This is a genomic window from Halomonas sp. ABH4_019, assembly GCF_056159885.1.
The window spans coordinates 202,338-225,306 of record NZ_JBSWWC010000002.1; the positions used below are offsets into that span (position 1 = coordinate 202,338).

Sequence of the window (22,969 nt, forward strand, 5' to 3'; positions counted from 1 at the left end):
AGCATCATAAGGCCCGGCAAGCCGGGCTGCCAAGGGCTTCAGGAGGGGCCGGCCAGCAGGGTGCCCTCCGGTGGCTCGGCGCGGAAATGCGCACGAAGCCCCTCGACGATCGCCGTCACCAGTGCCCGCTGATGGGATTCGCTGCGCAGCCGGCGCTCCTCCCCGGGATTGGAGATGAAGCCGGTCTCGACCAGCAGCGACGGGATGTCCGGCGACTTGAGCACCACGAAGGCGGCCTGCTCGACCCGCGGCTTGTGCAGGGCGTTGATGCGCCCCAGCCGCTCGAGGATGCGCCCGCCGGCGGCCAGCGACTGGTTGAGGGTGGCGTTCATCGACAGGTCGAGTAGCGCACTGCGGGTGGCCATGTCCTGCTCGGCCAGGGCGATGAAGGCCTCGTCGTCGGCGATCACCGCGCGATTCTCGCTGTTGGCCAGCCAGCGGGCGGACTCCGAGCTGGCGCCGCTCGTCGACAGCGCATAGACCGAGCTGCCGTGGGGCCCCGGCCGGTCCACGGCGTCGGCATGGATCGAGACGAAGAAATCGACCCGCTGCTCGCGGGCGATGGCGGTGCGGCGGCGCAGTCCCACGTAGACATCGCGATCCCGGGTCAGCACCGCCCGGAACCCCGGGGTGTCGTCGAGGCGTCCCGCCAGTCGGCGCGCCAACTCGAGCACCACGTCCTTCTCGTGGGTGCCGCTCGGGCCCACGGCGCCCGGATCCTTGCCGCCATGGCCGGCATCCACGGCGATCACGATGTCGCGGCCATGGGTGACCGGCAGCGCAGGCGACGACGGCGCGGGCTCGGCCGGTGTCGTGGCCGCGGGCCCCCGGGGCGCTTGCAGGTCCAGCACCAGGCGATGGCCCTGCAGGCCCGCCGGGGGCAGATCGTGGCTCTCGACCTCGACCGGGCCGCTCAGGTCGAGCACCACCCGGGTGCCCTCACCGCGGGCGCCGGTGCGAATGCCGGTGATCGGGCTGCCGGCCAGCGGCGCATCCGCCAGCTCGCCGGCCAGCCGCCCCCGGGCGAGGTCGATGACCAGGCGATCCGGCCCGCGAAGCGTGAAGACCTCGCGAGGCATGGCCTCGGAGAGGTCCAGCACCACCCGGGTCGTGGTGCCCTCGCTGCGCAGGCGTAGGTCGCGCACCTCGCCGGCGAACGCCGCCAGGCTCCATAGCAGCAGCGCGCTCGACAGGCAGGCGAGCAGGCGCGCGCCGCGTCGGCGGCCATCTTGGGCATCATGGTCGATCATCAGGCGGGCGTCCCCTCACGGCCGGCTTCCCTGGCGAGTCGGAGGGTTATCGGCCGGCACGGCAGAGGCTTGAGCGGGAGGCCGCCTCAGGGGGAAATCTCCGCGACACGGAGGGGAGTACGCCAGCGTATCGCGAGAGGGTGCGCCGACACCCGGCGTCCGCGAGGCCGCGGTCCGCCGGGTTCGGGCGTCGGTCAGGCCAAATGCCTCAGATGTAGGCGTAGGCCATGCGGGCCTGGAAGTTGCGGTAGGCGTTCTCGGTCATCACTTCCAGCACGCGGTAGGCGGCCTTGCCGAAGCGCTTGGCCAGGGACGGACGGGCGGTGTGCGTTGTCATGGTGGTCGGACCCTTGCAGCGGTGAATGCGAAAGGGATTATACCTTAGTCTAACGACCTTGGTCTAACGGCTTGGCTCTACCCCCTCGCCACGCCCGCTCCTCAACGCCTCTCATCTACCGCCCATCTTCGCCCTCTTGACGCCCGCCGGTCAGGCCGATGGTACCGCCGCCGCATCGGCCATCACCACGGACCAGCCCAGTCGACGCCGCGCCGCCGCCACGTCATCGCGCGGATCGTGATTCCAGAGCCAGTCGAAGCGCCGCTCCAGCTCGGCGGCGAGGCGCGTCTCGTCGGCGCCGATGCCGGCGGCGGCATACTCGTAGAGCTCTCCCGCCTGCCGGGACGTGGCCTGCACGCGACAGGCACGCCCATGCCGCACCGCCTCGAAGACCGCCAGCACGCGCGCCGCGTCATCGCGGGCACAGGCCGGGTCGCCCAGCAGGCCGGCCAGCACATAGGCGTCCTCCAGCGCCTGGCCGGCGCCCTGGTGGGGCAGCATGGCGTGGGCGGCATCGCCGACGATCAGCACCCGACCGCGGGCGTAGCGCGGCAGCTCGGGCAGCTCGTGCAGGGCCCAGCGGGTCGGACGATCGATGCAGCCCAGGATCGCCCGGGACGCGGCCCCCCAGCCGGGAAAGTCGTCGAGCATCGCCTGCCGGTCGACCTCGACGACCCAGGGCGCCCCCTCCGACAGCCGCGGCTCGGGGCTGGAGCGGTCGGTGACGAAGGCCACCACGTTGATCAGCGCCCCCTGCTTCACCGGGAAGGTCAGGATGTGTCGATCGGGCCCCAGGTACATCTGCGGCACCACGGCCAGCCGTTCCTCACCGCCCGCCTCGACCATCGCCTGGCGCAGGCGCTCGACGGGCACCAGGCCGCGATAGGCCTGGGTGCCGCTCCAGCGCGGCCCGAGCTCGCCGTAGTCCGCCACCGGCAGCACGTGCTCGCGCACCGCCGACTTGATGCCGTCATAGCCGATCAGGATATCGCCGCGAAACTCGCTGCCATCCTCGAAGCGCACGCTGACGCCCCGGGCGTCCTGGCACACCTCGCGGCAGCGCTTGCCGAAGTGCGCAATGCCATCGGGCAGGTGGGCCACGATGGCCTCCAGGAAGTCGGCGCGATGAACCGAGGACTGACCGACGCCCGGCGCCAGCGAGGCGGCCAGGTAGCCCGCGTCTCGGCCGCGGCGCCACTCGAACCAGACGTCCTCGAAGGGGGGCGGCGAGGCATCGGCGATGCGCCGGTAGGCCGCCTCCAGGCCGAGCAGCGAGATGGCTCGTAGCGCATTGGGTCCGAAGGAGACCCCGGCGCCGATCTCCGAGAACCGCTCGGCGGCCTCGAACAGGTGAACCTCGAGGTGCGGCTGTCGCGAGAGGGCCACGGCGAGGGCCACGCCCCCGATGCCGCCGCCGACGATGGCGATGCGAAGACGTGGGTCACGGGGTGTCGAAGGGGTCGAATGGGCCTGCATGACGGTGGCTCCTGTCGGGATGGAAGACGTGGCTTCACGCTAGGCCCCACCGATATCAACCACAACGCAACCACTTTCATATCGACAATAAACGACATTAATATCTAGAGAGACCAATGCCTTACCGCTGCCTCCCGGGGGCGATCACGACCTTTGTCTAGGCTCCTCGACGCCGGGCAAGGCGGCGCCTCCCGGCATCGACGGAGACGCGTCCATCATGCGCAAGCTTTCGGAGATCGATACCAATCTGCTGGTGGTGTTCGACCTGCTCTACCGGTACCGCAACACCCGGCGGGTCGCCGAACAGCTCGGCCTGACTCAACCGGCGATCAGCCATGCCCTCAAGCGGCTGCGCGGACTGCTGGGCGACCCGCTCTTCGAGCGCACCTCGCGGGGCCTGATGCCCACGCCCTATGCCACGCGCATCCACGAGCCGATCGCCCGGGCCCTGACCGGCCTGCAGGAGGCGCTCAACCTCAGCCACGACTTCGACCCGGCCACCAGCCGGCGCACCTTTCATGTGGCCATGAGCGATATCGGCGAGCTCTATTTCCTGCCCCGGCTGATGTCGCGGCTGGCCGAGCTGGCGCCCCAGGTCACGCTCGCCACCCTGCGCAGCGATCTCGGCGAACTGGGGCATGACATGGAGGAAGGACACGTCGACCTGGCGGTGGGGTTGATCCCGCAGCTGGGGGCCGGCTTCTACCAGCAGCGGCTGTTCGTGCAGCGCTACGTCTGCCTGATGCGAGCGGACCATCCCCTGGCGCGGGAGGGATGTTCCCTGGAAGACTTCGCCGCGGCCCGCCACCTGGTGGTGGAGGCCAAGGGCACCGGGCACGGCCGCGTCGAGGAGTTGCTGGCCAGGGCCGGCATCGCCCGGCCGGTGCGGCTGCGGCTGCCGCATTTCGTGGCCGTGCCCTACATCGTCAGCGGCACCGACCTGGTGGTGACCGTCACCGACAAGCTGGCCGAGGCCACCGCGCCCCGCTTCGACCTGCACGCCATGCCGCACCCGGTGGCGCTGCCCGAGGTGCCGATCAACCTGTTCTGGCACCGGCGCTTCCACCAGGACGCCGGCAACCGCTGGCTACGGCGGCTGATCCACGAGATGTTCGCGGAGGGATGAGGATCCGGCGGCCAGGCACGGTTCCCTGGGCGCTCAGCGAGCGCCGTCGGACGCTCGCTCCCCCTCGTCCTTGCCGGCGAAGCGGCGATGCAGGAGGTTGTAGGCGATGGCGCCGACCACCACCCCCCAGAAGGCCGAGCCGAGGCCCAGGAAGCTGACCCCCGAGGCGGTGGCCAGGAAGGTGATCACCGAGGCCTCGAGGTGCTCCTTGCGAGCGGCGAAGGCGCTGACGTTGCTGGCGATGGCGCCGATCAGCGCCAGGCCCGCCAGCACCGCGACGAATTCGCCGGGCAGCGAGGTGAACAGCAGCACGATGGTGCCGGCGAAGGTGCCGCCGATCAGGTAGAAGAGGCCGTTGGCGATCCCCGCCACGTAGCGCTTGTCGCGGTCCGGGTGGGCCTCCTCGCCGGTGCAGATCGCCGCGGTGATCGCCGCGATCACCGTGGTGATGCCGCCGAAGCAGGCGGTGGCCAGCGAGGTCAGGCTGGCCACGGTGACGATCGGCCGGGCCGGCGTGTTGTAGCCGGAGGTGCGCAGGATCGCCATGCCCGGCAGGAACTGCCCGGTGAGGCTGACCAGCACCAGCGGGATGGCCAGGCCGAGCGTGCCCTGCCAGGTCCACTCGGGCGCGATGAAGGTCGGCGAGGCCAGCTGCAGGGTCACGCCCTCGAGGCTCGCGTCTTCCAGGACCACCGCCAGGCCGACGCCGACGACCAGCAGCCACACCAGGCAGTAGCGCGGCGTCAGGCGCTTGAACACCAGGTAGGCCAGCAGCATGCCGATCATCAGCGCCGGCACCGTGGCCAGCGACTCGAAGACACCGACCCCGAACTGGAACAGGATGCCCGCCATCATGGCGCTGGCGATGCCCGGCGGGATCAGCTGGATGATGCGATCGAAGGAGCCGGTCACGCCGATCACCAGGATCACCGCCGCCGCGGTGAGGTAGGCGCCCACCGCCTCGCCGAGCGACAGCTCGGGAAACAGCGTCACCAGCAGCGCCGTGCCCGGCGCCGACCAGGCGGTGACCACCGGCACCTTGAGCCACAGGCTGAGGCCGATGCCGGACACGGCGGCCCCCATGGAGATCGCCCAGACCCATGAGGTCATCATCGCCGGCGAGATCTCGGCGCTCTGGGCGGCCTGGAAGAAGATGGCCAGCGGGCCGGCATAGGAGACCAGCACCGCCACGAAGCCGGCGGTGACGGCGGGGATCGACCAGTCCTTGAAGCGTCGCATGGCGAGTTCCTTGGCAAGGGATGCGGTGGCGCCGGGCCGGCGACACCGCGAAAAGAAAAAAGGCCCGCGCTGACGGGCAGCGACGAGCCAACGGAGGATAACCCGGGCGGCGCCTGGCGCGCGAAGGCCCGTCGTCAGGCGCTGGGCTCGTGGGCGACCCGGCGAATGAACTCGAAATCCTTGGTCTCGAAGAGCAGCGAGATGAGCACCCCCAGCACCAGGGCCCAGAAGGAAGAACCGATGCCCAGGATCTGCAGCCCGGAGGCGGCGATCAGGAAGGAGAACAGCCCGCCCATCTCATGCTTGCCGGAGAAGGCCATGTGCATCGCCGAGGTGATCACCTTCAGCAGGGCCAGACCGGCGACGATGGCGACGAAGTAGGACGGCATGGCCTCGATCAAGCTGATGACGAAGCCATAGAAGGGCGCCGCCACCACGAAGATGGCCCCGGCGATCACCGCCGCCACCCAGCGCTTGTCCAGCTTGCCGGCCTCGGGGGACGAGCAGATACCGGTCATCGGCGCGGCGATGCAGGTGCTGTGCAGGTTGAAGAAGGCCGAGATCATGGTGCCGAAGCCGCCCACGGCGGTGATGGCGTTGGCCGGCACCTGCTTGTAGCCCATGCCCTTGACCAGCCCCACGCCGGCGGGGGTCTCCATGCCGATCAGGATCAGCGCCAGCGGCAGGCCATAGGCCAGGAAGGCCTCCAGGGTGAATTCGGGGACGATCCATCCGGGGAAGTTCACCGAAAACTCGACGCCGGAAAAGTCGATGCCGGCGTAGGCCATGTAAACGATGCCGGCCAGCATGGACACGATCAGCGGCGGCACCCGGCGCAGGAAGCGGGCCGACAGGAAGAAGGCCAGGATCATGATGGCCGCCGGCAGGATGGCGTTTTCCAGCGGCGCGACCATGTTGAGGCCGAACTTGAGCAGGATGCCGCCGACCATGCCCATGACGATCGGCATGGGGATCAGCTTCATGACGATACCCATGACCCCGGCGAGCCCGGCCACCAGCGAGATGGCCCCGGCGATCAGGGACGCGCCGAGGGCCGCCTCCACGCCGACCACGGGAATGATCGAGGCGAACAGCAGCGCCCCGGGAATGGAGTTGGCCATCGGCAGCGGTAGCCGGTAGTAGGCCGGCATGAACAGCCCGAACAGGCCGTTGATCAGCAGGTAGCTGATGACCCAGATCATGATGAACTGGGGATCCAGCCCCGCGGCGGTGCCGGCCCCCACATGGATCACGCTGGCGCTGATGCCGAAGATGCCGGCCACCACGCCCGCACTGACGTTGTCGACGTTGAGGTCGCGGATGAAGTCAGCCGGCGCGCGGCGCAGGCTGACCCCCCTCTCGATGTGTTTCATGCTGTACTCCAGATGTTGTTGTCATTGGCCTCAGGGGCGTCCCGGCGCCGTCCCGCATGGGCGGCGTTCGGGGTTGCTGGCGTTAGTTGGTGCTAACCGAGGTCTCCCCCGGCCACCGGCAGTACGCTTCCGGTGATGTAGCTGGCCTCGCTCGATGCCATGAACAGGATCGGCGCGGCCATCTCGTCCAGGGTGCCGTAGCGGCCGAGCAGGCAGCTCTGCCGGGTCTGGTCGATATGCGCCTGGAACCAGGCCTGCTCGGTCTCGTTGCGCGGCTCGGGCGTGCCCCGCGAGATACGTCGCGGCGGCGCCTCGGTGCCGCCGGGGGCCGTGGCCACCACGCGGATGCCGTGCTCGGCATATTCGAAGGCCAGCGACGCGGTCATGGCGTTGACCCCGCCCTTGGCCGCCGAGTACGGAATGCGGTGGATGCCGCGGGTGGCCGCCGAGGAGACGTTGACGATCACCCCGCCGCCCTGCTCGACCATGGCCGGCAGCACCGCCCGGCAGCACCACAGGGTCGGCAACAGCGAGCGGGTGATCTCGGCCGAGATCTCGGTGGCGGTGAACTCGGTGAACGGCTTGAAGTTGATCGCCCCGCCCACGTTGTTGATCAGGATGTCGAGCCGACCGAAGTGCGCACGGGCGTCCGCCATGGCGCGCTCGGCGCCCTCGAAGGTCTCCAGGTCGGCCAGCAGGGCGATGGCCTCGACGCCCTGCCCTTGCAGCTCGGCCGCCACCTCCCGGACGAGCTCGGCGCGATCCACCAGCGCCAGGCGCGCCCCCTCGGCGGCCGCCTGCTCGGCGACGCGCCGGCCGATGCCCTGGGCGGCGCCGGTGATCACCATCACCTGGTCCTGGAAACGAGGGCCCCGGAAACGCGGCCCGCCGACACCTTGATCGCTCATGCGGCCTCCCCGGGCGCCTGGTTGGGGGTGAACTTCTCGTAGTGGAAGCTCTGCGGCGCGATGCCCTGCTCGTCGAAATGCTTGAGCACGGCGTCGACCATCGGCGGCGGCCCGCACAGATAGACGTCGACATCACCGTCGTGCAGCACCTCGGCATCCATGTGATGGGTGACATAGCCCTTGCGCGGATGCTCGCTGCCCTCGTCCACCACCACGGTGGCGTAGGTGAAGCCCGGCAGCCGCGCCTGGAGGGCGTCCAGGGCCTCGGTCTTGACCAGGTGATCGTCCTTGTTGACGCCGTAGATCAGGTGGATCGGCTGACCGCCGCCCTGGCCCTCGTCCTGCTTCTGGGCCAACTGCTCGAGCATCGACAGGAAGGGCGCCAGGCCGGTACCGCCGGCCAGCATCAGCACCGGTCGGGTGATCTCGCGCAGGTAGAAGCTGCCCATCGGCCCGGTCAGGGCGAGGCGCTCGCCGGGCTTGCACCGCTCGGTGAGGTAGCCGCTCATCAGCCCGTCGGGCACGTTGCGGATCAGGAAGGTGGTCTTGGAGGCGCCCGGCCGGGAGCTGAAGGAGTAGGAACGATGCGCGTCGGCGCCCGGCACGTCGATATGGATGTACTGGCCGGGCAGGAAGGCCAGCTCGGCGCCGTCGTCCAGGTCGATGGCCAGCTCGATGCTGTCCTCGGAGAGTTGCTCGACCATGGCCACGGTGCCCTCGAGCTTGCCGACCGCGGTCTTGCACAGGGTCGAGGCCACCGGCACCTGGATGACGCAGTCGGTGGACGGCACCATCTGGCAGGTCAGCACCTGGCCCTCGGCGGCCTCCTCGTCGGACAGCGCCTCCTCCAGGTACTCGTCGCCCATGTCGAACGCGCCCTGCTCGCAGTGGCCCTTGCAGGTGCCGCAGACGCCGTCGGAGCAGTCCATCGGCAGGTTGACCTTCTGCCGGTAGGCCGCGTCGAGGACGGTCTCGCCTTCCTTGCAGCCGATGAAACGGGTCACCCCGTCTTCGAAGTTGAGGGCAATGGTATAGCTCATGGTCGTTCTCCTCCCCACCGGTCAGCGTGACCCGGTCAGCGCGACCCGGTCAGATGTGATAGACGTCGATGACCTGGTGGATGTAGTCGTTGTTCAGGATCACCTTCTTGCGGGTGATCAATGGCGCCTCTCCGGACACGTCCAGGGTGTAGAAGGAGGTGCCGAAGAACTGGTTGGTCTGCTGGTAGCGGTGGCTCAGGGTGTGCCAGTTGAAGCGCAGCTCCACCGAGTCGCCCTCCTGTTTCAGCACCTCCAGGTTGCTGATCAGGTGGGTGGTGCGCGGCTCGGGAATGCTGGTCGCGCCGCTGCGCTCGGTCTTGATGCGGTAGACCCGGTCCTCCAGCCCCTCGCGGCTCGGGTAATAGATCAGCGAGATCTCGGACTGCGGATCCTCGGTCAGCCGGTCGTCGTCGTCCCAGGCCGGCATCCAGAACTCCACGTCCTGGCGGTAGCAGGTCAGCCACTCGTCCCACTGGCGGTCGTCGAGCAGGCGCGCCTCGCGGTGCACGAAGGCCTGGATGTCCTCGAATGTGATGCTCATGGTGCTCCCCCTTATGCCGACTCGCCGGCGGGCTCGGTGGCGATAAACTGGCCGCGCTCCTTGTCGATGGCGCGCAGCATCTCCTCGACCCAGTGCTGGTGGTGCAGCACGTAGAGCCCCTCGTCCTCCGGCGACGCCCCGCTGAGCAGCGGTTTCATGTCGATCGCCTGGGCGTTCTCGTCGGCGCCCTCGATCCACTGCTTGGCGCCGCGGGACAGGTCGTTCCACTCGGCGTCCAGGCCCTGGTAGCCGTTCTGGCAGGCGCGGAACTCTTCCAGGTCGTCCGGCGTGCCCATGCCCGAGACGTTGAAGAAGTCCTCGTACTGTCGGATGCGCAGCGCGCGGTTCTCCCTGGATTCGCCCTTGGGCGCGAAGCAGTAGATGGTCACCTCGCTCTTGTCCACGGACAGCGGACGGATCACCCGGATCTGGGTGGAGAACTGGTCCATCAGGTAGACGTTGGGGTACAGGCAGAGGTTGCGGGTCTGGTTGACGATGGAGTCGGCCCGGGCCTCGCCGAGTTGCTGCTCGATCCAGTCCTTCTGGGTGTAGACCGGGCGCACCTCGGGGTTGAGCAGCCGAGTCCACAGCATCATGTGGCCGTTTTCATAGGAGTAGAAACCGCCCTGGCTCTTCGACCAGCCGTCGGCATCCACCGCCTTGGTGCCGCCGGCGTCGTAGTTGCGGCGATCCATGGTCGAGGCGTAGTTCCAGTGCACGGTGCTGACGTGGTAGCCGTCGGCGCCGTTCTCCGCGCCCAGCTTCCAGTTGCCGTTGAAGGTGTACGACGAGGTGCCACGCAGGATCTCCAGGCCTTCCGGCGCCTGGTCGACGATGTTGTCGATCACCTTGCGGGTCTCACCGAGATAGTCGTCCAGCGGCATCACGTCGGCGCTCAGGCTGCCGAACAGGAAGCCCTTGTAGTTCTCGAACACCGGCAGGCGCTTGAGGTCGTGGGAGCCCTCGCTCTTGAAGGCGTCCGGGTAGGCGCCGGTCTTCTCGTTCTTGGCCTTGAGCAGCCGGCCGTCGTTCTTGAACGTCCAGCCGTGGAACGGGCAGGTGAAGGTGCCCTTGTTGCCGCGCTTCTTGCGGCACAGGGTGGCGCCGCGGTGGGCGCAGGCGTTGATCAGGGCGTGCAGCTCGCCGGCCTTGTCGCGGGTGATGATCACCGGCTGGCGACCCAGGGTGACGGTCATGTAGTCGCCGGGCTCGGCGATCTGGCTCTCGTGGGCCAGGAACAGCCAGTTGCCCTCGAAGACATGCTTCATCTCGAGCTCGAAGAACTCGGGGTCGGTGAAGATACTGCGATGCACGCGGAAGGTGCCGGCCTCGGCGTCGTCCTCGACGGCACCGCGGACGCGTTGTTCGAGACGATCGAGCTTGCTGGTCATGATCGGACTCCTCGCGGTTGTTATGGGGTCAGGGAAGCGGAGACGATGCGGGTCGCCTCAGACCTTGGCGGTGCCCGCCTGCTGGCTGGCCTGGTCCTGCTCATCTTCCTTGGCCCGCGGGCGCTTGTGGCGATGCTGCAGGTCGTGATCCGCGGTCGCCGACAGCGCGACGTCGAACACCACCTCGGTGAAGGGGCCCTCGAAGCCACGCGCCTCGATGGCGGCGGCGTCCTCGATGCGCCGGCCCTCGACCACCAGCTCCTCGCGGGTGGCGAAGGCGAAGTCGTCGAAGGTGTAGGGGTCGCCGGCCAGGTTGATCTGGGTGGTCAGGTGCTGGTGCCCCGGCGCCGAGACGAAGTAGTGGATGTGCGCCGGACGCTGGCCATGGCGGCCCAGGGCCTTGAGCACCTGGTCGGTGGGCGCGCCTTCCGGTACGCCGTAGCCGGAGGGGATGATGCTGCGCACCGCGTAGCGGCCGTCGGCGTCGGTGATGATCGAGCGGCGCAGGTTGTACTCGGCCTGGGACGGGTCGAAGAAGGAGTAGCCGCCCTTGGAGTCGGCATGCCACACCTCGACCTTGGCCCCGGCGATCGGCTGGCCGTCGGTGTCGCGCACCTGGCCGGTCAGCCACATCGCCTCGCCGTCGCTATCGGTGCCGTCGTCCATGCGCCCGCTGCCCTGCAGTTCCGGGGCGCCGGCCACGTACAGCGGGCCCTCGATGGTGCGCGGCGTGCCGCCGGTGCGGCCGGCCTCGGCGTCGGCGGCGTCCATGCGCATGTCCAGGTAGTGGTCGAAGCCGAGCCCCGGGGCCAGCAGGCCGAACTGGGTGCCCTGGCCGAGCGCGTTGAGCACGCTGACGCTGCTCCAGAATTCCTCGGGGCTGACGTCGAAGTCGTCGATCAGCCGGTACAGGTCGGAGAGCAGGCGATGCATGATCTGCTTGGCGCGCTCGTTGCCGCCGTCCTGCTCGAAGCCGCTGACGGCCTTCAGGAAGTCCTGGACCTCGGGAGTGTCGAAAATCTTCACGGTCATGCTGGCATCCTCTTCTTGTGTCTCGTTCTTCTTGTGTCTCGTTATCTCGCGGGCACGCGCATCCGGGCTCAGCTGTCGTCGTCGCGAATCGACGAGGGATGGCGGCACAGCGGCTTGACGCTGATGTCCATGTAGGGGAACAGCGGCAGGTTGGCGACCAGCTCCTGCAGTTCGGCGTTGTCCTCGACGTCGAAGATGCTGACGTTCGAGTAGCTGCCGGCCACCCGCCACAGGTGGCGCCACTTGCCGGCGCGCTGCAGCTCCTGGGAGTAGGCCTTCTCGGTCGCCTTGATCTCGGCGGCCTGCTCGGCCGGCATCTCCGGCGGCAGTTTCACGGTCATTTCCACCTGGAACAGCATGATGCTCTCCTCTCTCTTCAGTCTCAGCGCCCGGACTTACTTGCGCGAATAGTGGGTCAGCTTGTCTTCGTCGAGGGCGATGCCGAGGCCAGGACCGGCCGGCAGGTCGACGCCGAAGTCGTGGTAGCGCAGCGGCTCGGCGACGATGTCGTCCTTGAGCAGCAGCGGGCCGAACATCTCGGTGCCCCAGGCCATCTCGGGCAGCGTCGCCCAGGCATGCAGCGAGGCGGCGGTGCCGATGGTGCCCTCGAGCAGGGTGCCGCCGTACAGGCCGATGCCGGCGGTCTGGGCCAGCTGCGCCAGTTCCAGCGCCGGCCGCGGCCCGCCGGCCTTGGCGATCTTCAGCGCGAAGGCGCCGCTGAAGCCGCCAGCCACCAGGTCCAGGCCGTCCCGGGCGTCGGCCACCGCCTCGTCGGCCAGCATCGGCACCCGGAAGCGCTCGGCCAGGCGAATCAGGCCGGCCTGTTCGCGGGCCGGGATGGCCTGCTCGATCAAGGCGATGCCGGCCTCCTGCAGGGCGGCGATGCCGCGCACCGCGGTGGCCTCGTCCCAGGCCTGGTTGATGTCGACCCTGACGCTTGCCCGCTCGCCCAGCGCCGCCTTGATGTCCGCCACGTGGCGCACGTCCTGTTCCAGGGCGTTGGCGCCGATCTTGAGCTTGAAGTCGCAGTGGCGGCCGTCGTCGAGGCGCTGGAAGGCCTCGTCGATATCCTTGCGGGTATCGCCGGAGGCCAGGGTCCACAGCACCGGCAGGTGCGCGTGGCGGGCGCCGCCCAGCAGCTCGGCCACCGACAGCCCCAGGCGCTTGCCCTGGGCGTCGAGCAGCGCGGTCTCCAGCGCCGATTTGGCGATGGGGTTGCCGCGCACGTGGCGGTTCAGGCGCGCCATCAGGGCGTTGAGGTTGCTCGAGGGCTGGCCGACCAGCAGCGGCGCCAGGTAGGCGTCGATGTTGCGCTTGATGCTCTCCGGGCTCTCGGGCCCGTAGCTCAGGCCGCCGATGGTGGTGCCCTCGCCCAGCCCCTCGATGCCGTCGCTCGAGCGCAGGCGCACGATGACCATCGTCTGGCAGGCCATGGTGGCCATGGAAAGCTTGTGGGGGCGGATGGTCGGCAGATCGACCAGCAGCGTCTCGATGGACTCGATCACGGCGGACATGAAGGCTCCTGGACTACGCACTGAAGAAGTGTTCGCAGTCTGATTGCCTCCAGGCCCGGCAACCAATATGGTTTGAGTCCATAGCCATACCTTGGAGGTATCATGGAGCTACGCCATCTTCGCTACTTCTGCGTCGCGGCAAAGGAGCTGAACATGACACGGGCGGCCGCCAAGCTGCACATCGCTCAACCGCCATTGACACGACAAATCAACAACTTGGAGAAAGAACTGGGCGTCAAACTGTTCGACCGCGGGCCCCGCGGGCTGGCGCTGACGGCGGCGGGGCAGTTCTTCTATGAACATACCCTGCAGATCCTCGAGAAGGTCGACACCACGGTGACCGATACCCGGCGCATCGCCCGCAGCCACCGCCAGCTGTTCAGCATCGGCTTCGTGCCCTCGGTGTTCTACGGCCAGCTGCCGCTGCTGGTGCGCGGCTTGCGACAAAAGGATGACGTCGAGCTGACGCTGGTCGAGCTGACCACGGTGCAGCAGATCCAGGCGCTCAAGGCGGGGCGTATCGACATCGGCTTCGGCCGGCTGCGCCTCGACGATCCGGAGGTCGAGCAGGAGGTGCTGTTCGAGGAGCCGCTGATGGCGGCGCTGCCCAAGGGCCATCCGCTGGAGGGCACCACGCCGAGCATGGCGCAGCTGGCCGAGTATCCGCTGATCCTGTTTCCCGCCACGCCGCGGCCGAGCATGGCGGACACCGTGCTCGGCATGTTCCGGCGCCGCGGGCTCAAGATCACGGTCTCTCAGGAGGCCAACGAGATGCAGACCGCGCTGGGCCTGGTGGCCTCGGAGATGGGCATCACCCTGGTGCCGGAGCAGGTGAAGCGCGTCCAGCGCGACGGCATCAGTTTCGTCTACCTGGCGGAAAAGCACATCACCATTCCGATCCTGTGCAGCCGTCGCCGCGGCGAGGTACCCTCGCCGGTCATGCAGGAGGCCAACGCCATCCTCGAGGTGCTGGTGGAGAATCGCCGCAGCGGCCGCTATCCATGAGCCGCCTCAGCGTGCCTCGACGCGCATCGGCTCGTCCCAGCGGGGTGTAGCGCGGACGGAGGCGCTCGCTGCGCCCAGGCGGTCTTGTCGGTGGACGGACCGCCCCAGCGACGCAGCCGGCCCCGTCACCGTTCTCTTTCCTCCCCCGCGTCAGGCTCGCCCCGAGTCACGATCACAGGCCGTCCCTCCAGGGTACGATGGATCGGGCAACGATCGGCCATCTCCAGCAATCGCCGGTGCTGTTCGGAGGACAGCGTTCCCCGGTAGCGAATCGTCCGAGTGACGCGCTCCACACGCCCCTCGCGCTCCTCGCACTGCTCACAGTCCTCGGCGTGGATGCGTTCATGGGCCAAGGTCACCTCGATGTCGGTGATCGGCAACTGCTTGCGATTGGCATAGAGCCTCAGCGTCATGGAAGTGCAGGCGCCGAGTGCCATCAACAGGTAATCGTAGGGATTGGGCCCCAGGTTGTGTCCCCCCACGGACTGGGGCTCGTCGGCGATCAGCCGATGCCAGCGAGTGTAGAGCCCGCGCAGGAAGTGCTGGTCATGCTCGGTGACCCGCACCTGACCTTCCTCTAGGCTCGACACGCCGCCCTGCCCCGGGGCGAGCTCGGTCTCGCCAAGGTCCAGATAACGGCTGGCCCATGCCACCAGGGTAGTGGCGACATAGTCGGCATCCTCGCGGCGGGTCAACAGGTGGTCGGCCCCGTCCAGGGAGAGGAAGCTCTTGGGGTGCCGGGCCGCCTGGTAGATGTCTGCCGCCTCGCGGATACCGACGATGCGATCCAGCGGGGAATGGAACACCAGCAGGGCGCGACGCAGCTCGGCGATATGCGCCGTGGTGTTGTAGCGGTCGATATCGTCGAGAAACTGCGCCTTGATGGTGAAGGACCGTCCGCCGATCTCGACCCGAGCGGCGCCGCGCCGCTCGATCTCGGCCCGCCGGTCGGCCATCAGATGCTCGATGTGTCGCGCCGTCGCCGGGGCACCGATGGTCGCCACCGCCTTCACCGCTGCCAGCTGCGGGGCCGCCGCCAGCACCGCCGCGCCACCCAGGCTGTGCCCCACCAGCAGGGCCGGGGGCGTGTAGCGCTCGGCGAGGAAGTCGGCGGCGGCGATCAGGTCATCCACATTGGACGAGAAATTGGTATTGGCGAAGTCGCCGTCGCTCCCCCCCAGGCCGGTGAAGTCGAAGCGCAGCACCCCGATGCCGCGAGCGGCGAGCGAGCGGGCGATACGCGAGGCGGCCGCCACGTCCTTGCCACAGGTGAAGCAGTGGGCAAGGATCGCCATGGCCTTCGGTGCCCCCTCGTCCGGTACCTCGAGCAAAGCCGCGAGCCGCTCGCCGGCGGCATTGGGAAACTCGACCTTGATACGCGCCATGAGATTGCCTCCCGGGGCACCTGCCTTACGGCGCTCTCCCCTGCTGTGGCCATCGATCGACACCGGGGCCGGCAGATCCCGGCCCCGAACCAGGTTTCTCAGCATAGGCCAGGAACCGCCGCGACGACCGCCACCCATGAACCGCCTCAGCGTGCCTTGACGCGCATCAGCTCATTCCAGCGAGTGGTATAGCGCGAGCTGAGGTGCTCGCAGCGCAGCGCCCAGGCGGCCTTTTCCCCGGGCAGGCCGAAGCGCACGGTATCACGGCCCATGCGGCCGTTGAGCCGGTCCAGGGTCGCCATCAGGCGCTGGCCGCGGCGGCGTTCGGCCGCGTCCCCCTCGCGCAGCAACGACAGCTGGTGACGCTCGGCGTCCACCAGGTCCAGCAGCATCACCCCGCACTTCTGGTAGCGCACGCCCTCGAGGAAGACCGCCGACAGGGCACGGCCGGCGGCATCGAGCAGTTCGCGGGTATCGTCGCTGGGGCCGGGCAGCGCCACCACCTGGCTGTTGCGATACTGGCGCTCGCCGAGCCGGTGCGGATCGCTGCGCACGAACACCAGCACCGCGCAGGCCAGGCTGCCCTGGCGGCGCAGCTTCTCGGCGGCCCGGGCGCCGTGCTGGCGAAGCGCCGCCCGCAGGTCGGCCAGCTCGCCGGTCAAGCGGCCGAAGGAGCGCGACACCATGATGCGCTGGCGCGGTTCGGCCAGGTCCTCCAGGGCGATGGCCGGCCGCCCGCGCAGCTCCCAGACGAGGCGCTCCAGCACCACCGAGAAGGTCCGGCGGATCTGCTTGGGGTCGGCCTGACGCAGCTGCCAGGCGGTGTGGATGTCCTGCAGCGCCAGCCGCTCGGCGCTGCGCCGGGCGATGCCCCACAGCTCGTGCACCGGCAACGCCTCGAGCACGCGGCGGGTCTCGGGCGCCTCGGCCGCCAGGCGACACACTCCGCCCAGCTCGGGCGTCCGCTTGGCGACGCGATTGGCGGTCTTGGCCAGTACCCGGGTCGGCGCCAGGCCCACGCAGGTCGGCAGGCCGGTATCGCGCAGCACCGTGGCCCGCAGCCGGCGCGCCTCGGCCTCGAGGCGCGCCGGTGCCCCGCCGCCGAAGCCGACGAAGCTCTCGTCGATGGAGTAGGCCTCCACGTCCGGTGAGAAGTCGCCGAGCACCCGGTTCACGCGCCGGCTCATGTCACCGTAGAGGGCATAGTTGCTGGACAGCAGCGTCGCCCGGCGGCGGATCGGCGCGGGGATCAGGTGCGTCGGCGTGCCCATGGCCACGCCCAGCGCCTTGAGTTCCGCCGAGCGCGCCACCACGCAGCCGTCGTTGTTGGACAGCACGCCCACCGGCCGTCCCTCCAGGCGCGGGTCGAAGACCCGCTCGCAGCTGACATAGAAATCGTTGCTGTCGACCAGCCCGATCATGGCGTCGCCCCCGGCAGGGCATGCAGCACATGGGTCACCACGCCCCACACCTGGCACTCGCGCCCCGCCAGCGGAATCGGCGCGAAGCGCGGGTTGCTGGCCTCCAGCACCAGGTCGCCGCCGCGGCGGGCCAGCCGCTTGACGGTGGGCTCGCCGTCCACGGCGATGATCACCACTCGCCCGGGCAGCGGCTCCAGGCTGCGGTCCACCACCAGCAGATCGCCGTCATGGATGCCGTCGCCGAGCATCGAGTCGCCCTCGGCGCGTACGAAGTAGGTGGACGTCGGACGACGCACCACATGGGCGTGCAGGTCGAGCTCCACGTCCAGGTGGTCGTCGGCGGGACTGGGAAAGCCGGCCCGCACCCGGCAGCCCAGCAGTGGCTGGCCCGCCCGGTCGGGCCACGGCCCGGCCATGGCCGGCGCGCGGGCGAGAGACGGCCTCGGCGATGACATGGCGCCTCCTGAGGATACTGTATTTATAAACAGTATCCGACAGCGTCGCCCGGGTCGCAAGCCTCCATCCCGCCACGCGGCAACTTGACGCCCGCGCCGCGCCCTACCTATACCCAGATAGCCCCTCCGCTACCCGACGCGGGCGCGGAGCTCTCGTCACAGCCAGCGGCAGCCGCCGGCGCCGGGCCGGCCATGAGGCTCGCTCCGGCCTGCCCGGCGCTCCCGCGAGGAGTCCGACATGGCCCATGCGCCCGACAGCGAGCCCGCCACAGGCCGCGATCGCATCAATCCCGTGGTGTTCTACGGCTCGGCCATCGGCATCGTCGCCTTCGCGCTGTGGACCATGTTCTTCACCCAGGCGGCCGGCAACGTCATCAATACCGTGCTGGCCTGGATCTCGGACAGCTTCGGCTGGTTCTACTTCCTAGCCGTGGTGGCCTATCTGGTGTTCGTGGTGTGCATCGGCCTGTCTCGCTACGGCAAGCTGCGCCTGGGGCCGGCGCACTCGACGCCGGACTTCAACGTCGTCACCTGGGCGGCCATGCTGTTCTCCGCCGGCATCGGCATCGATCTGCTGTTCTTCTGCATCGCCGAGCCGGTCACCCAGTTCCTGGCCCCGCCGGTCGGCGAAGGCGGCACCCAGGAGGCGGCCCGCCACGCCATGGAGCTGACCTTCCTGCACTGGGGGCTGTCCGGCTGGGGCATTTACACCCTGGTCGGCATGTCGCTGGCCTTCTTCAGCTATCGCCACGGCCTGCCGCTGACCATCCGCTCCGCCCTCTATCCGCTGTTCGGGCGGCGCATCCACGGCCCCATCGGCCACACCGTGGACATCGCCGCGGTGCTCGGCACCGTGTTCGGCATCGCTACCAGCCTGGGCATCGGCATCATCCAGCTCAACTTCGGTCTCCACTACATGTTCGGCCTGCCGGAGAACACCGTCACCCAGGCGGCGCTGGCGGTGCTGATCGTGGTCTTCTCGGCGATCTCGGCGGTGACCGGGGTCGACAAGGGCATTCGCCGGCTGTCCGAGTTCAACATGCTGCTGGCGGTGCTGCTGATGCTGTTCGTGCTGTTCACCGGCAAGACGCTGTTCCTGCTCAACGCCCTGGTGATGAACGTCGGCGACTACCTGGCCCACTTCGCCCGGCTGTCCTTCGATACCTACGCCTTCGACCCGCCGTCGGACTGGCTCAATGCCTGGACGGTGTTCTTTTGGGCCTGGTGGATCGCCTGGGGCCCCTTCGTCGGGCTATTCCTGGCGCGCATCTCCCGGGGCCGCACCATCCGCCAGTTCGTCGCCGGCACCCTGATCCTGCCGCTGACCTTCATGATGGCGTGGATGTCGATCATGGGGAACAGCGCCATCGACCTGGTGCTGACCGAGACCGCCAGCGTCGCCGACTTCGGCGAGCAGGCCATGAACAATCCCGGCTCGTCGATCTATCTCTTCCTGCAGAACTACCCCTGGATCTGGCTGACCACGGGGGTGACCACCGTGCTGGCCATCGTGTTCTTCGTCACCTCCGGGGATTCCGGCTCGCTGGTGCTCTCCAACCTGACCTCGGTGCTCACCGACCCCAACCACGACGCCCCCTCCTGGATGCGCATCCTGTGGGCGGCGATCATCGGCATCCTGACCCTGGCGCTGCTGATGGCCGGCGGGCTGGGGGCCCTGCAGAGCACGGTGGTGATCATGGGGCTGCCCTTCGCCTTCGTGCTGTTCCTGATGATCCTCGGCCTGTTCAAGGCGCTGAAGGTGGAGGGCCTCAAGGAGGACAGCCTGCGCGGCAGCATGGCCGGCCACCTGTCGGGGCGCCTGCCCGGCGAGGGCGCCGGCCATCACTGGCGCCAGCGGCTCTCCCGGGCCATGCACTTCCCCAACCATGAGCAGGCCCGGCGCTTCCTCGGCGAGGCGGTCCGGCCGGCCATGGAGGAGATCCGCGAGGTGCTCGGCGAGCAGGGCGTCAGCGCGGCCCTCGTCGAGGACGACGGCGCCTCGGAGCACCTCGAGCTCAACGTCGACCTCGGCGGCGAGCCGAACTTCACCTACCAGGTGTGGCCGCATCGCAGCGCCATGCCGGCCTTCTCGATCCGCGCCACCCGCGCCGGCACCCACTACTACCGGCTGCAGGTGCATATCGGCGAGGGCGGCCAGGGCTACGACATCTACGGCTACACCAAGGAACAGGTGATCGCCGATATCCTCGACCAGTACGAGCGCCACCTGTTCTTCCTGCACACCCAGCGGGAGCTGCCCGGCGGCGAGGCGATCATGCCGGACACGCCCTCCGCGCGCGGCGACTGACCGCGAGACGAGGAGCGACGCCATGAACGATGCCACCTTCGACCGGGTCGTCGACTACGTGATCGTCGGTGCGGGCTCGGCCGGCTCGGTGCTGGCCGACCGGCTGAGCGCCGACGGCCGGCATCAGGTGCTGGTGCTGGAGTTCGGCGGCAAGGACGATTCCCTCTACATCCAGATGCCCATCGCCTTCTCGATTCCGCTCAACAAGCCACGCTTCGACTGGGGGCTCCACACCGAGCCGGAACCCGGCCTCGGCGGGCGGCGCATCCACCAGGCCCGCGGCAAGGTGATCGGCGGTTCCTCCTCGATCAACGGCATGGCCTACGTGCGCGGCTGCGCCGGCGACTTCGACGAGTGGGTCGAACGCGGCGCCGCGGGCTGGAGCTACGCCGAGGTGCTGCCCTACTTCAAGCGCGCCGAGGACTGCCTCTACGGCGAGGACGACTACCGGGCCAGCGGCGGCCCGCTGGGAGTGTGCAACGGCAACAACATGGCGAACCCGCTCTATCGCGCCTTCATCGAGGCCGGTCGCCAGGCCGGCTACGGCGAGACGCCGGACTACAACGGCCATCGCCAGGAGGGCTTCTGCCGCATGGACATGACGGTGCGCGACGGGGTGCGCTGCTCCACCGCCAACGCCTACCTCAAGCCGGCGCTCGCCCGCGACAACCTGAGGCTCGAGATGCACGCCCTGACCACCCGGGTGCTGATGGACGGCAAGCGCGCCGTGGGCGTCGAATACCGCCAGCGGGGCAGGAGCGTACGGGTCCGGGCGCGGCGCGAGGTGATCCTCTCGGCCAGCGCCTTCAACTCGCCCAAGCTGCTGATGCTGTCCGGCATCGGCCCGGCCGAGCACCTCCGCGAACACGGCATCGAGGTGGTCCACGACCTGCCCGGCGTGGGCGAGAACCTCCACGATCACCTGGAGGTCTGGGTGCAGCAGAGCTGCACCCAGAAGATCACCCTCAACGGCTGGCTCAATCCCCTGGCGCGGCTGTGGATCGGCGCCCGCTGGTTCTTCTTCAAGCGGGGCCTGGGCGCCAGCAACCAGTTCGAGTCCAACGGCTACATCCGCAGCCGCGAGGGGCTGCGCTACCCCGACATCCAGTATCACTTCCTGGCCGGCGCCATCGCCTACGACGGCTCGAGCGCCGCCGAGGGCCACGGCTTCCAGGTCCACCTCGGCGCCAACAAGCCCCGCAGTCGCGGGCGCGTGCGCCTGACCTGTGCCGACCCCGAGGCGCCGCCGTCGATGATCTTCCACTACCTGCAGGACGAGGAAGACAGGGCCGACTATCGCCGCGCGCTGCGCCTGACCCGGGAGATCTTCGCCCAGCCCGCCTTCGATCCCTACCGCGGCGAGGAGCTCTCCCCCGGCCCCGGCGTGCAGAGCGACGCCGAGATCGACGCCTGGGTCGCCGCCACCGCCGAGACCGCCTATCATCCCTGCGGCTCCTGCCGCATGGGCACCGACGCCCTGGCGGTGGTCGACCCCGAGTGCCGGGTCCACGGCATCGAGGCGCTCAGGGTGATCGATTCCTCGATCATGCCCAGCGTCACCAACGGCAACATCAACGCGCCGACCATCATGATCGGCGAGAAGGGCGCCGACCACGTGCTGGGCCGCGCCCCCCTGCCGCCGTCCACGGCGCCGGCCTTCTCGCTGGAAGCCTGGCAGGTCAAGCAGCGCGAGGCCCCGCCGCAGCGCCCGCCGGACTGAGCACCTCGCCCGCGTCGCCCCTCTCGACGGAGGCGAACCCGGCGGCCGTCAATGTCCCCTCGCCAACGCTCGGCCGCCCCGGTCTCGCGGTACATCGCGCTATGCTGAAGGACAGGTCAGGCCGCTCAGGGAACGCCACGCATGGACGAGGTCACCCAGCAGTTCATCAACGGCAACGAGACGGCCATCCGACTGACCGTGGCCCTGCTGCTGGGGGCACTGATCGGCATCGAGCGCGGCTGGGTCGCCCGCACCCGGGAGGCCGGCGAGCGCATCGCCGGGGTGCGTACCCATGCCCTGGTGGGGCTGCTCGGCGGCATCGCCGCCCTGCTCTCGTCGAGCGTCACCGAATGGGCCTTCCCGCTGATCTTCCTCGCCGTGGCCGGCTCCGCCCTGGCGGCCTACCGCGCCCGCATGCCGCTGAGTCAGGACTACAGCATCACCGGCCTGATGGGGTTGCTGCTGACCTTCTGCTTCGGCGCCATCGCGATGGCCGTGGACCTGGCCCTGGCCACCGCCTGCGCGGTGGTCACCGCGGTCATCCTCGACAACAAGCACGAGATCCACGGCCTGCTGAACCGGCTGCAGGCCCGCGAGATGGATGCCGGCCTCAAGCTGCTGCTGATCTCGGTGGTGATGCTGCCGCTGCTGCCCGATCGCGCCATGGGGCCCGGCTCGGCCCTCAATCCCTACGAGATCTGGTGGATGGTGGTGCTGGTCGCGGCCATCTCCTTCGTCGGCTACTTCGCCATCCGCCTCGGCGGTCCGGAACGGGGCATCCTGTTCACCAGCCTGTTCGCCGGACTCAGCTCCTCCACCGCCCTGACCCTGCATTTCGCCCGGCTGTCGCGGCAGCACCGGGAGTTCTCGCCCCTGCTGGCGGCCGGCATCCTGATCGCCTGCGGCACCATGTTCCCGCGCATCATGCTCTACTGCCTGGTGATCAACCCGGCGCTGATCGCACCGCTGGCGCTACCGGTGACCACGATGGCCGTGCTGCTCTACGTGGCGGCGCTGGTCATCTGGCACGGCCACCGCCGGGCGCCCAAGGTCGACCGGCCGGAGCTTCACCAGAACCCCCTGGAACTGCGCATGGCACTGCTGTTCGGGGTGCTGCTGGCGGTGATCATGCTGCTCGGCCACTGGCTCCAGGACTGGCTGGGCGATGCCGGGGTCTACCTGCTGGCGGCCACCTCCGGCATGGCCGATGTCGGCGCCGTCACCCTGTCGCTGGCCCGGCTCTCCCACGGCACCATCGCCCCGGAGACGGTGGTCCTCGGCATCGTCATCGCCGCCTCCGTCAACAACCTCATCAAGGCGGGCATGGCCGCCGGGCTCGGCACGCGAGGCCTGGGCCGACGGGTCGCCCTGCCCATGGCGATGTCGCTGCTGGCCGGCCTGGGGCTGGCCTGGTGGCCATGAAGCCGACCCGGCGGCCAACGCCCGGG

Annotated in this window: 20 protein-coding genes; 5 read left to right on the forward strand and 15 right to left on the reverse strand. The window is 69.1% G+C overall.

Annotation, left to right across the window (positions count from 1 at the left end; all coding sequences use genetic code 11):
• Positions 1–38: 38 nt before the first annotated feature.
• The 3 genes from ACXAFN_RS08090 to salA all read right to left on the reverse strand — a co-directional run bounded on the left by ACXAFN_RS08090 (position 39) and on the right by salA (position 3,063).
• Entirely contained in the window at positions 39–1,250 is a 1,212-nt protein-coding gene (locus ACXAFN_RS08090; RefSeq protein WP_474987782.1) for an N-acetylmuramoyl-L-alanine amidase, read from the reverse strand.
• Positions 1,251–1,458: 208 nt separating this feature from the next.
• Positions 1,459–1,587, reverse strand: a complete 129-nt coding sequence (locus ACXAFN_RS08095) for a hypothetical protein (protein ID WP_474987783.1) — start codon at positions 1,585–1,587, stop codon at positions 1,459–1,461.
• A gap of 150 nt (positions 1,588–1,737) precedes the next feature.
• Entirely contained in the window at positions 1,738–3,063 is a 1,326-nt protein-coding gene (gene salA, locus ACXAFN_RS08100) for a salicylate 1-monooxygenase (RefSeq protein WP_474987785.1), read from the reverse strand.
• A gap of 217 nt (positions 3,064–3,280) precedes the next feature.
• On the opposite strand from salA, the gene ACXAFN_RS08105 reads away from it, so the two are divergent.
• Positions 3,281–4,189, forward strand: coding sequence for a LysR family transcriptional regulator (locus tag ACXAFN_RS08105; RefSeq protein WP_474987787.1), 909 nt, complete (start codon positions 3,281–3,283; stop codon positions 4,187–4,189).
• Positions 4,190–4,222: 33 nt separating this feature from the next.
• On the opposite strand, the gene ACXAFN_RS08110 is transcribed toward ACXAFN_RS08105, so the two are convergent.
• From ACXAFN_RS08110 to ACXAFN_RS08150, 9 genes are all read right to left on the reverse strand, one after another.
• Entirely contained in the window at positions 4,223–5,656 is a 1,434-nt protein-coding gene (locus ACXAFN_RS08110; RefSeq protein ID WP_474989092.1) for a benzoate/H(+) symporter BenE family transporter, read from the reverse strand.
• Entirely contained in the window at positions 5,563–6,801 is a 1,239-nt protein-coding gene (locus ACXAFN_RS08115) for a benzoate/H(+) symporter BenE family transporter (RefSeq protein WP_474987788.1), read from the reverse strand. Before ACXAFN_RS08115 ends, ACXAFN_RS08110 begins: the two co-directional genes overlap by 94 nt.
• Before the next feature lie 92 nt (positions 6,802–6,893).
• Entirely contained in the window at positions 6,894–7,709 is an 816-nt protein-coding gene (gene benD / locus ACXAFN_RS08120) for a benzoate diol dehydrogenase BenD (RefSeq protein ID WP_474987790.1), read from the reverse strand.
• On the reverse strand, positions 7,706–8,749 hold the full coding sequence (gene benC, locus ACXAFN_RS08125; protein ID WP_474987791.1) for a benzoate 1,2-dioxygenase electron transfer component BenC: 1,044 nt from the start codon (positions 8,747–8,749) through the stop codon (positions 7,706–7,708). Before benC ends, benD begins: the two co-directional genes overlap by 4 nt.
• 49 nt (positions 8,750–8,798) lie before the next feature.
• On the reverse strand, positions 8,799–9,290 hold the full coding sequence (benB, locus tag ACXAFN_RS08130) for a benzoate 1,2-dioxygenase small subunit (protein ID WP_474987793.1): 492 nt from the start codon (positions 9,288–9,290) through the stop codon (positions 8,799–8,801).
• Positions 9,291–9,301: 11 nt separating this feature from the next.
• Positions 9,302–10,681, reverse strand: coding sequence for a Rieske 2Fe-2S domain-containing protein (locus ACXAFN_RS08135; protein WP_474987794.1), 1,380 nt, complete (start codon positions 10,679–10,681; stop codon positions 9,302–9,304).
• Positions 10,682–10,738: 57 nt separating this feature from the next.
• Positions 10,739–11,713, reverse strand: coding sequence for a catechol 1,2-dioxygenase (catA, locus tag ACXAFN_RS08140; protein ID WP_474987796.1), 975 nt, complete (start codon positions 11,711–11,713; stop codon positions 10,739–10,741).
• Positions 11,714–11,781: 68 nt separating this feature from the next.
• Positions 11,782–12,072, reverse strand: coding sequence for a muconolactone Delta-isomerase (gene catC / locus ACXAFN_RS08145; protein ID WP_474987798.1), 291 nt, complete (start codon positions 12,070–12,072; stop codon positions 11,782–11,784).
• A 36-nt stretch (positions 12,073–12,108) separates the two neighbouring features.
• A complete protein-coding gene (locus tag ACXAFN_RS08150; protein WP_474987800.1) occupies positions 12,109–13,227 on the reverse strand; it encodes a muconate cycloisomerase family protein in 1,119 nt (372 codons plus the stop codon).
• 102 nt (positions 13,228–13,329) lie between these two features.
• Here ACXAFN_RS08150 and ACXAFN_RS08155 point away from each other — a divergent pair, with 102 nt between their 5' ends.
• Positions 13,330–14,232: a LysR family transcriptional regulator gene (locus ACXAFN_RS08155; RefSeq protein ID WP_474987802.1), complete on the forward strand. Its 903-nt coding sequence runs from the start codon at positions 13,330–13,332 to the stop codon at positions 14,230–14,232.
• Between the two features lie 125 nt (positions 14,233–14,357).
• Here ACXAFN_RS08155 and ACXAFN_RS08160 read toward each other — a convergent pair whose 3' ends face one another.
• From ACXAFN_RS08160 to ACXAFN_RS08170, 3 genes are all read right to left on the reverse strand, one after another.
• Positions 14,358–15,617: a bifunctional alpha/beta hydrolase/OsmC family protein gene (locus tag ACXAFN_RS08160; protein WP_474987804.1), complete on the reverse strand. Its 1,260-nt coding sequence runs from the start codon at positions 15,615–15,617 to the stop codon at positions 14,358–14,360.
• 146 nt (positions 15,618–15,763) lie between these two features.
• Positions 15,764–17,038: a Y-family DNA polymerase gene (locus ACXAFN_RS08165; protein WP_474987805.1), complete on the reverse strand. Its 1,275-nt coding sequence runs from the start codon at positions 17,036–17,038 to the stop codon at positions 15,764–15,766.
• A complete protein-coding gene (locus ACXAFN_RS08170) occupies positions 17,035–17,493 on the reverse strand; it encodes a LexA family protein (RefSeq protein WP_474987807.1) in 459 nt (152 codons plus the stop codon). Before ACXAFN_RS08170 ends, ACXAFN_RS08165 begins: the two co-directional genes overlap by 4 nt.
• A gap of 238 nt (positions 17,494–17,731) precedes the next feature.
• On the opposite strand from ACXAFN_RS08170, the gene betT reads away from it, so the two are divergent.
• From betT to ACXAFN_RS08185, 3 genes are all read left to right on the forward strand, one after another.
• Complete coding sequence (gene betT, locus ACXAFN_RS08175) at positions 17,732–19,801, forward strand: choline BCCT transporter BetT (RefSeq protein ID WP_474987809.1); 2,070 nt, start codon at positions 17,732–17,734, stop codon at positions 19,799–19,801.
• Positions 19,802–19,823: 22 nt separating this feature from the next.
• The gene (gene betA / locus ACXAFN_RS08180; RefSeq protein WP_474987810.1) at positions 19,824–21,521 is read left to right on the forward strand and encodes a choline dehydrogenase; all 1,698 of its coding nucleotides are present in this window, start codon (positions 19,824–19,826) and stop codon (positions 21,519–21,521) included.
• A 141-nt stretch (positions 21,522–21,662) separates the two neighbouring features.
• Positions 21,663–22,943 carry an MgtC/SapB family protein gene (locus ACXAFN_RS08185; RefSeq protein ID WP_474987812.1) on the forward strand — a complete coding sequence of 427 codons (1,281 nt, stop codon included), beginning with the start codon at positions 21,663–21,665 and terminating at the stop codon, positions 22,941–22,943.
• Positions 22,944–22,969 lie beyond the last annotated feature (26 nt).

Bases quoted from the DNA above. Each gene is read 5' to 3' on its own strand.
- ACXAFN_RS08170 (WP_474987807.1), bottom strand. From the start codon at position 17,493: ATGTCATCGCCGAGGCCGTCTCTCGCCCGCGCGCCGGCCATGGCCGGG.
- salA (WP_474987785.1), bottom strand. From the start codon at position 3,063: ATGCAGGCCCATTCGACCCCTTCGACACCCCGTGACCCACGTCTTCGC.
- ACXAFN_RS08185 (WP_474987812.1), top strand. From the start codon at position 21,663: ATGGACGAGGTCACCCAGCAGTTCATCAACGGCAACGAGACGGCCATC.
- ACXAFN_RS08150 (WP_474987800.1), bottom strand. From the start codon at position 13,227: ATGTCCGCCGTGATCGAGTCCATCGAGACGCTGCTGGTCGATCTGCCG.
- ACXAFN_RS08115 (WP_474987788.1), bottom strand. From the start codon at position 6,801: ATGAAACACATCGAGAGGGGGGTCAGCCTGCGCCGCGCGCCGGCTGAC.
- ACXAFN_RS08095 (WP_474987783.1), bottom strand. From the start codon at position 1,587: ATGACAACGCACACCGCCCGTCCGTCCCTGGCCAAGCGCTTCGGCAAG.
- catC (WP_474987798.1), bottom strand. From the start codon at position 12,072: ATGCTGTTCCAGGTGGAAATGACCGTGAAACTGCCGCCGGAGATGCCG.
- catA (WP_474987796.1), bottom strand. From the start codon at position 11,713: ATGACCGTGAAGATTTTCGACACTCCCGAGGTCCAGGACTTCCTGAAG.
- betA (WP_474987810.1), top strand. From the start codon at position 19,824: ATGAACGATGCCACCTTCGACCGGGTCGTCGACTACGTGATCGTCGGT.
- ACXAFN_RS08160 (WP_474987804.1), bottom strand. From the start codon at position 15,617: ATGGCGCGTATCAAGGTCGAGTTTCCCAATGCCGCCGGCGAGCGGCTC.
- ACXAFN_RS08165 (WP_474987805.1), bottom strand. From the start codon at position 17,038: ATGATCGGGCTGGTCGACAGCAACGATTTCTATGTCAGCTGCGAGCGG.
- ACXAFN_RS08135 (WP_474987794.1), bottom strand. From the start codon at position 10,681: ATGACCAGCAAGCTCGATCGTCTCGAACAACGCGTCCGCGGTGCCGTC.
- benD (WP_474987790.1), bottom strand. From the start codon at position 7,709: ATGAGCGATCAAGGTGTCGGCGGGCCGCGTTTCCGGGGCCCTCGTTTC.
- ACXAFN_RS08155 (WP_474987802.1), top strand. From the start codon at position 13,330: ATGGAGCTACGCCATCTTCGCTACTTCTGCGTCGCGGCAAAGGAGCTG.
- ACXAFN_RS08105 (WP_474987787.1), top strand. From the start codon at position 3,281: ATGCGCAAGCTTTCGGAGATCGATACCAATCTGCTGGTGGTGTTCGAC.
- betT (WP_474987809.1), top strand. From the start codon at position 17,732: ATGGCCCATGCGCCCGACAGCGAGCCCGCCACAGGCCGCGATCGCATC.
- benB (WP_474987793.1), bottom strand. From the start codon at position 9,290: ATGAGCATCACATTCGAGGACATCCAGGCCTTCGTGCACCGCGAGGCG.
- ACXAFN_RS08090 (WP_474987782.1), bottom strand. From the start codon at position 1,250: ATGATCGACCATGATGCCCAAGATGGCCGCCGACGCGGCGCGCGCCTG.
- benC (WP_474987791.1), bottom strand. From the start codon at position 8,749: ATGAGCTATACCATTGCCCTCAACTTCGAAGACGGGGTGACCCGTTTC.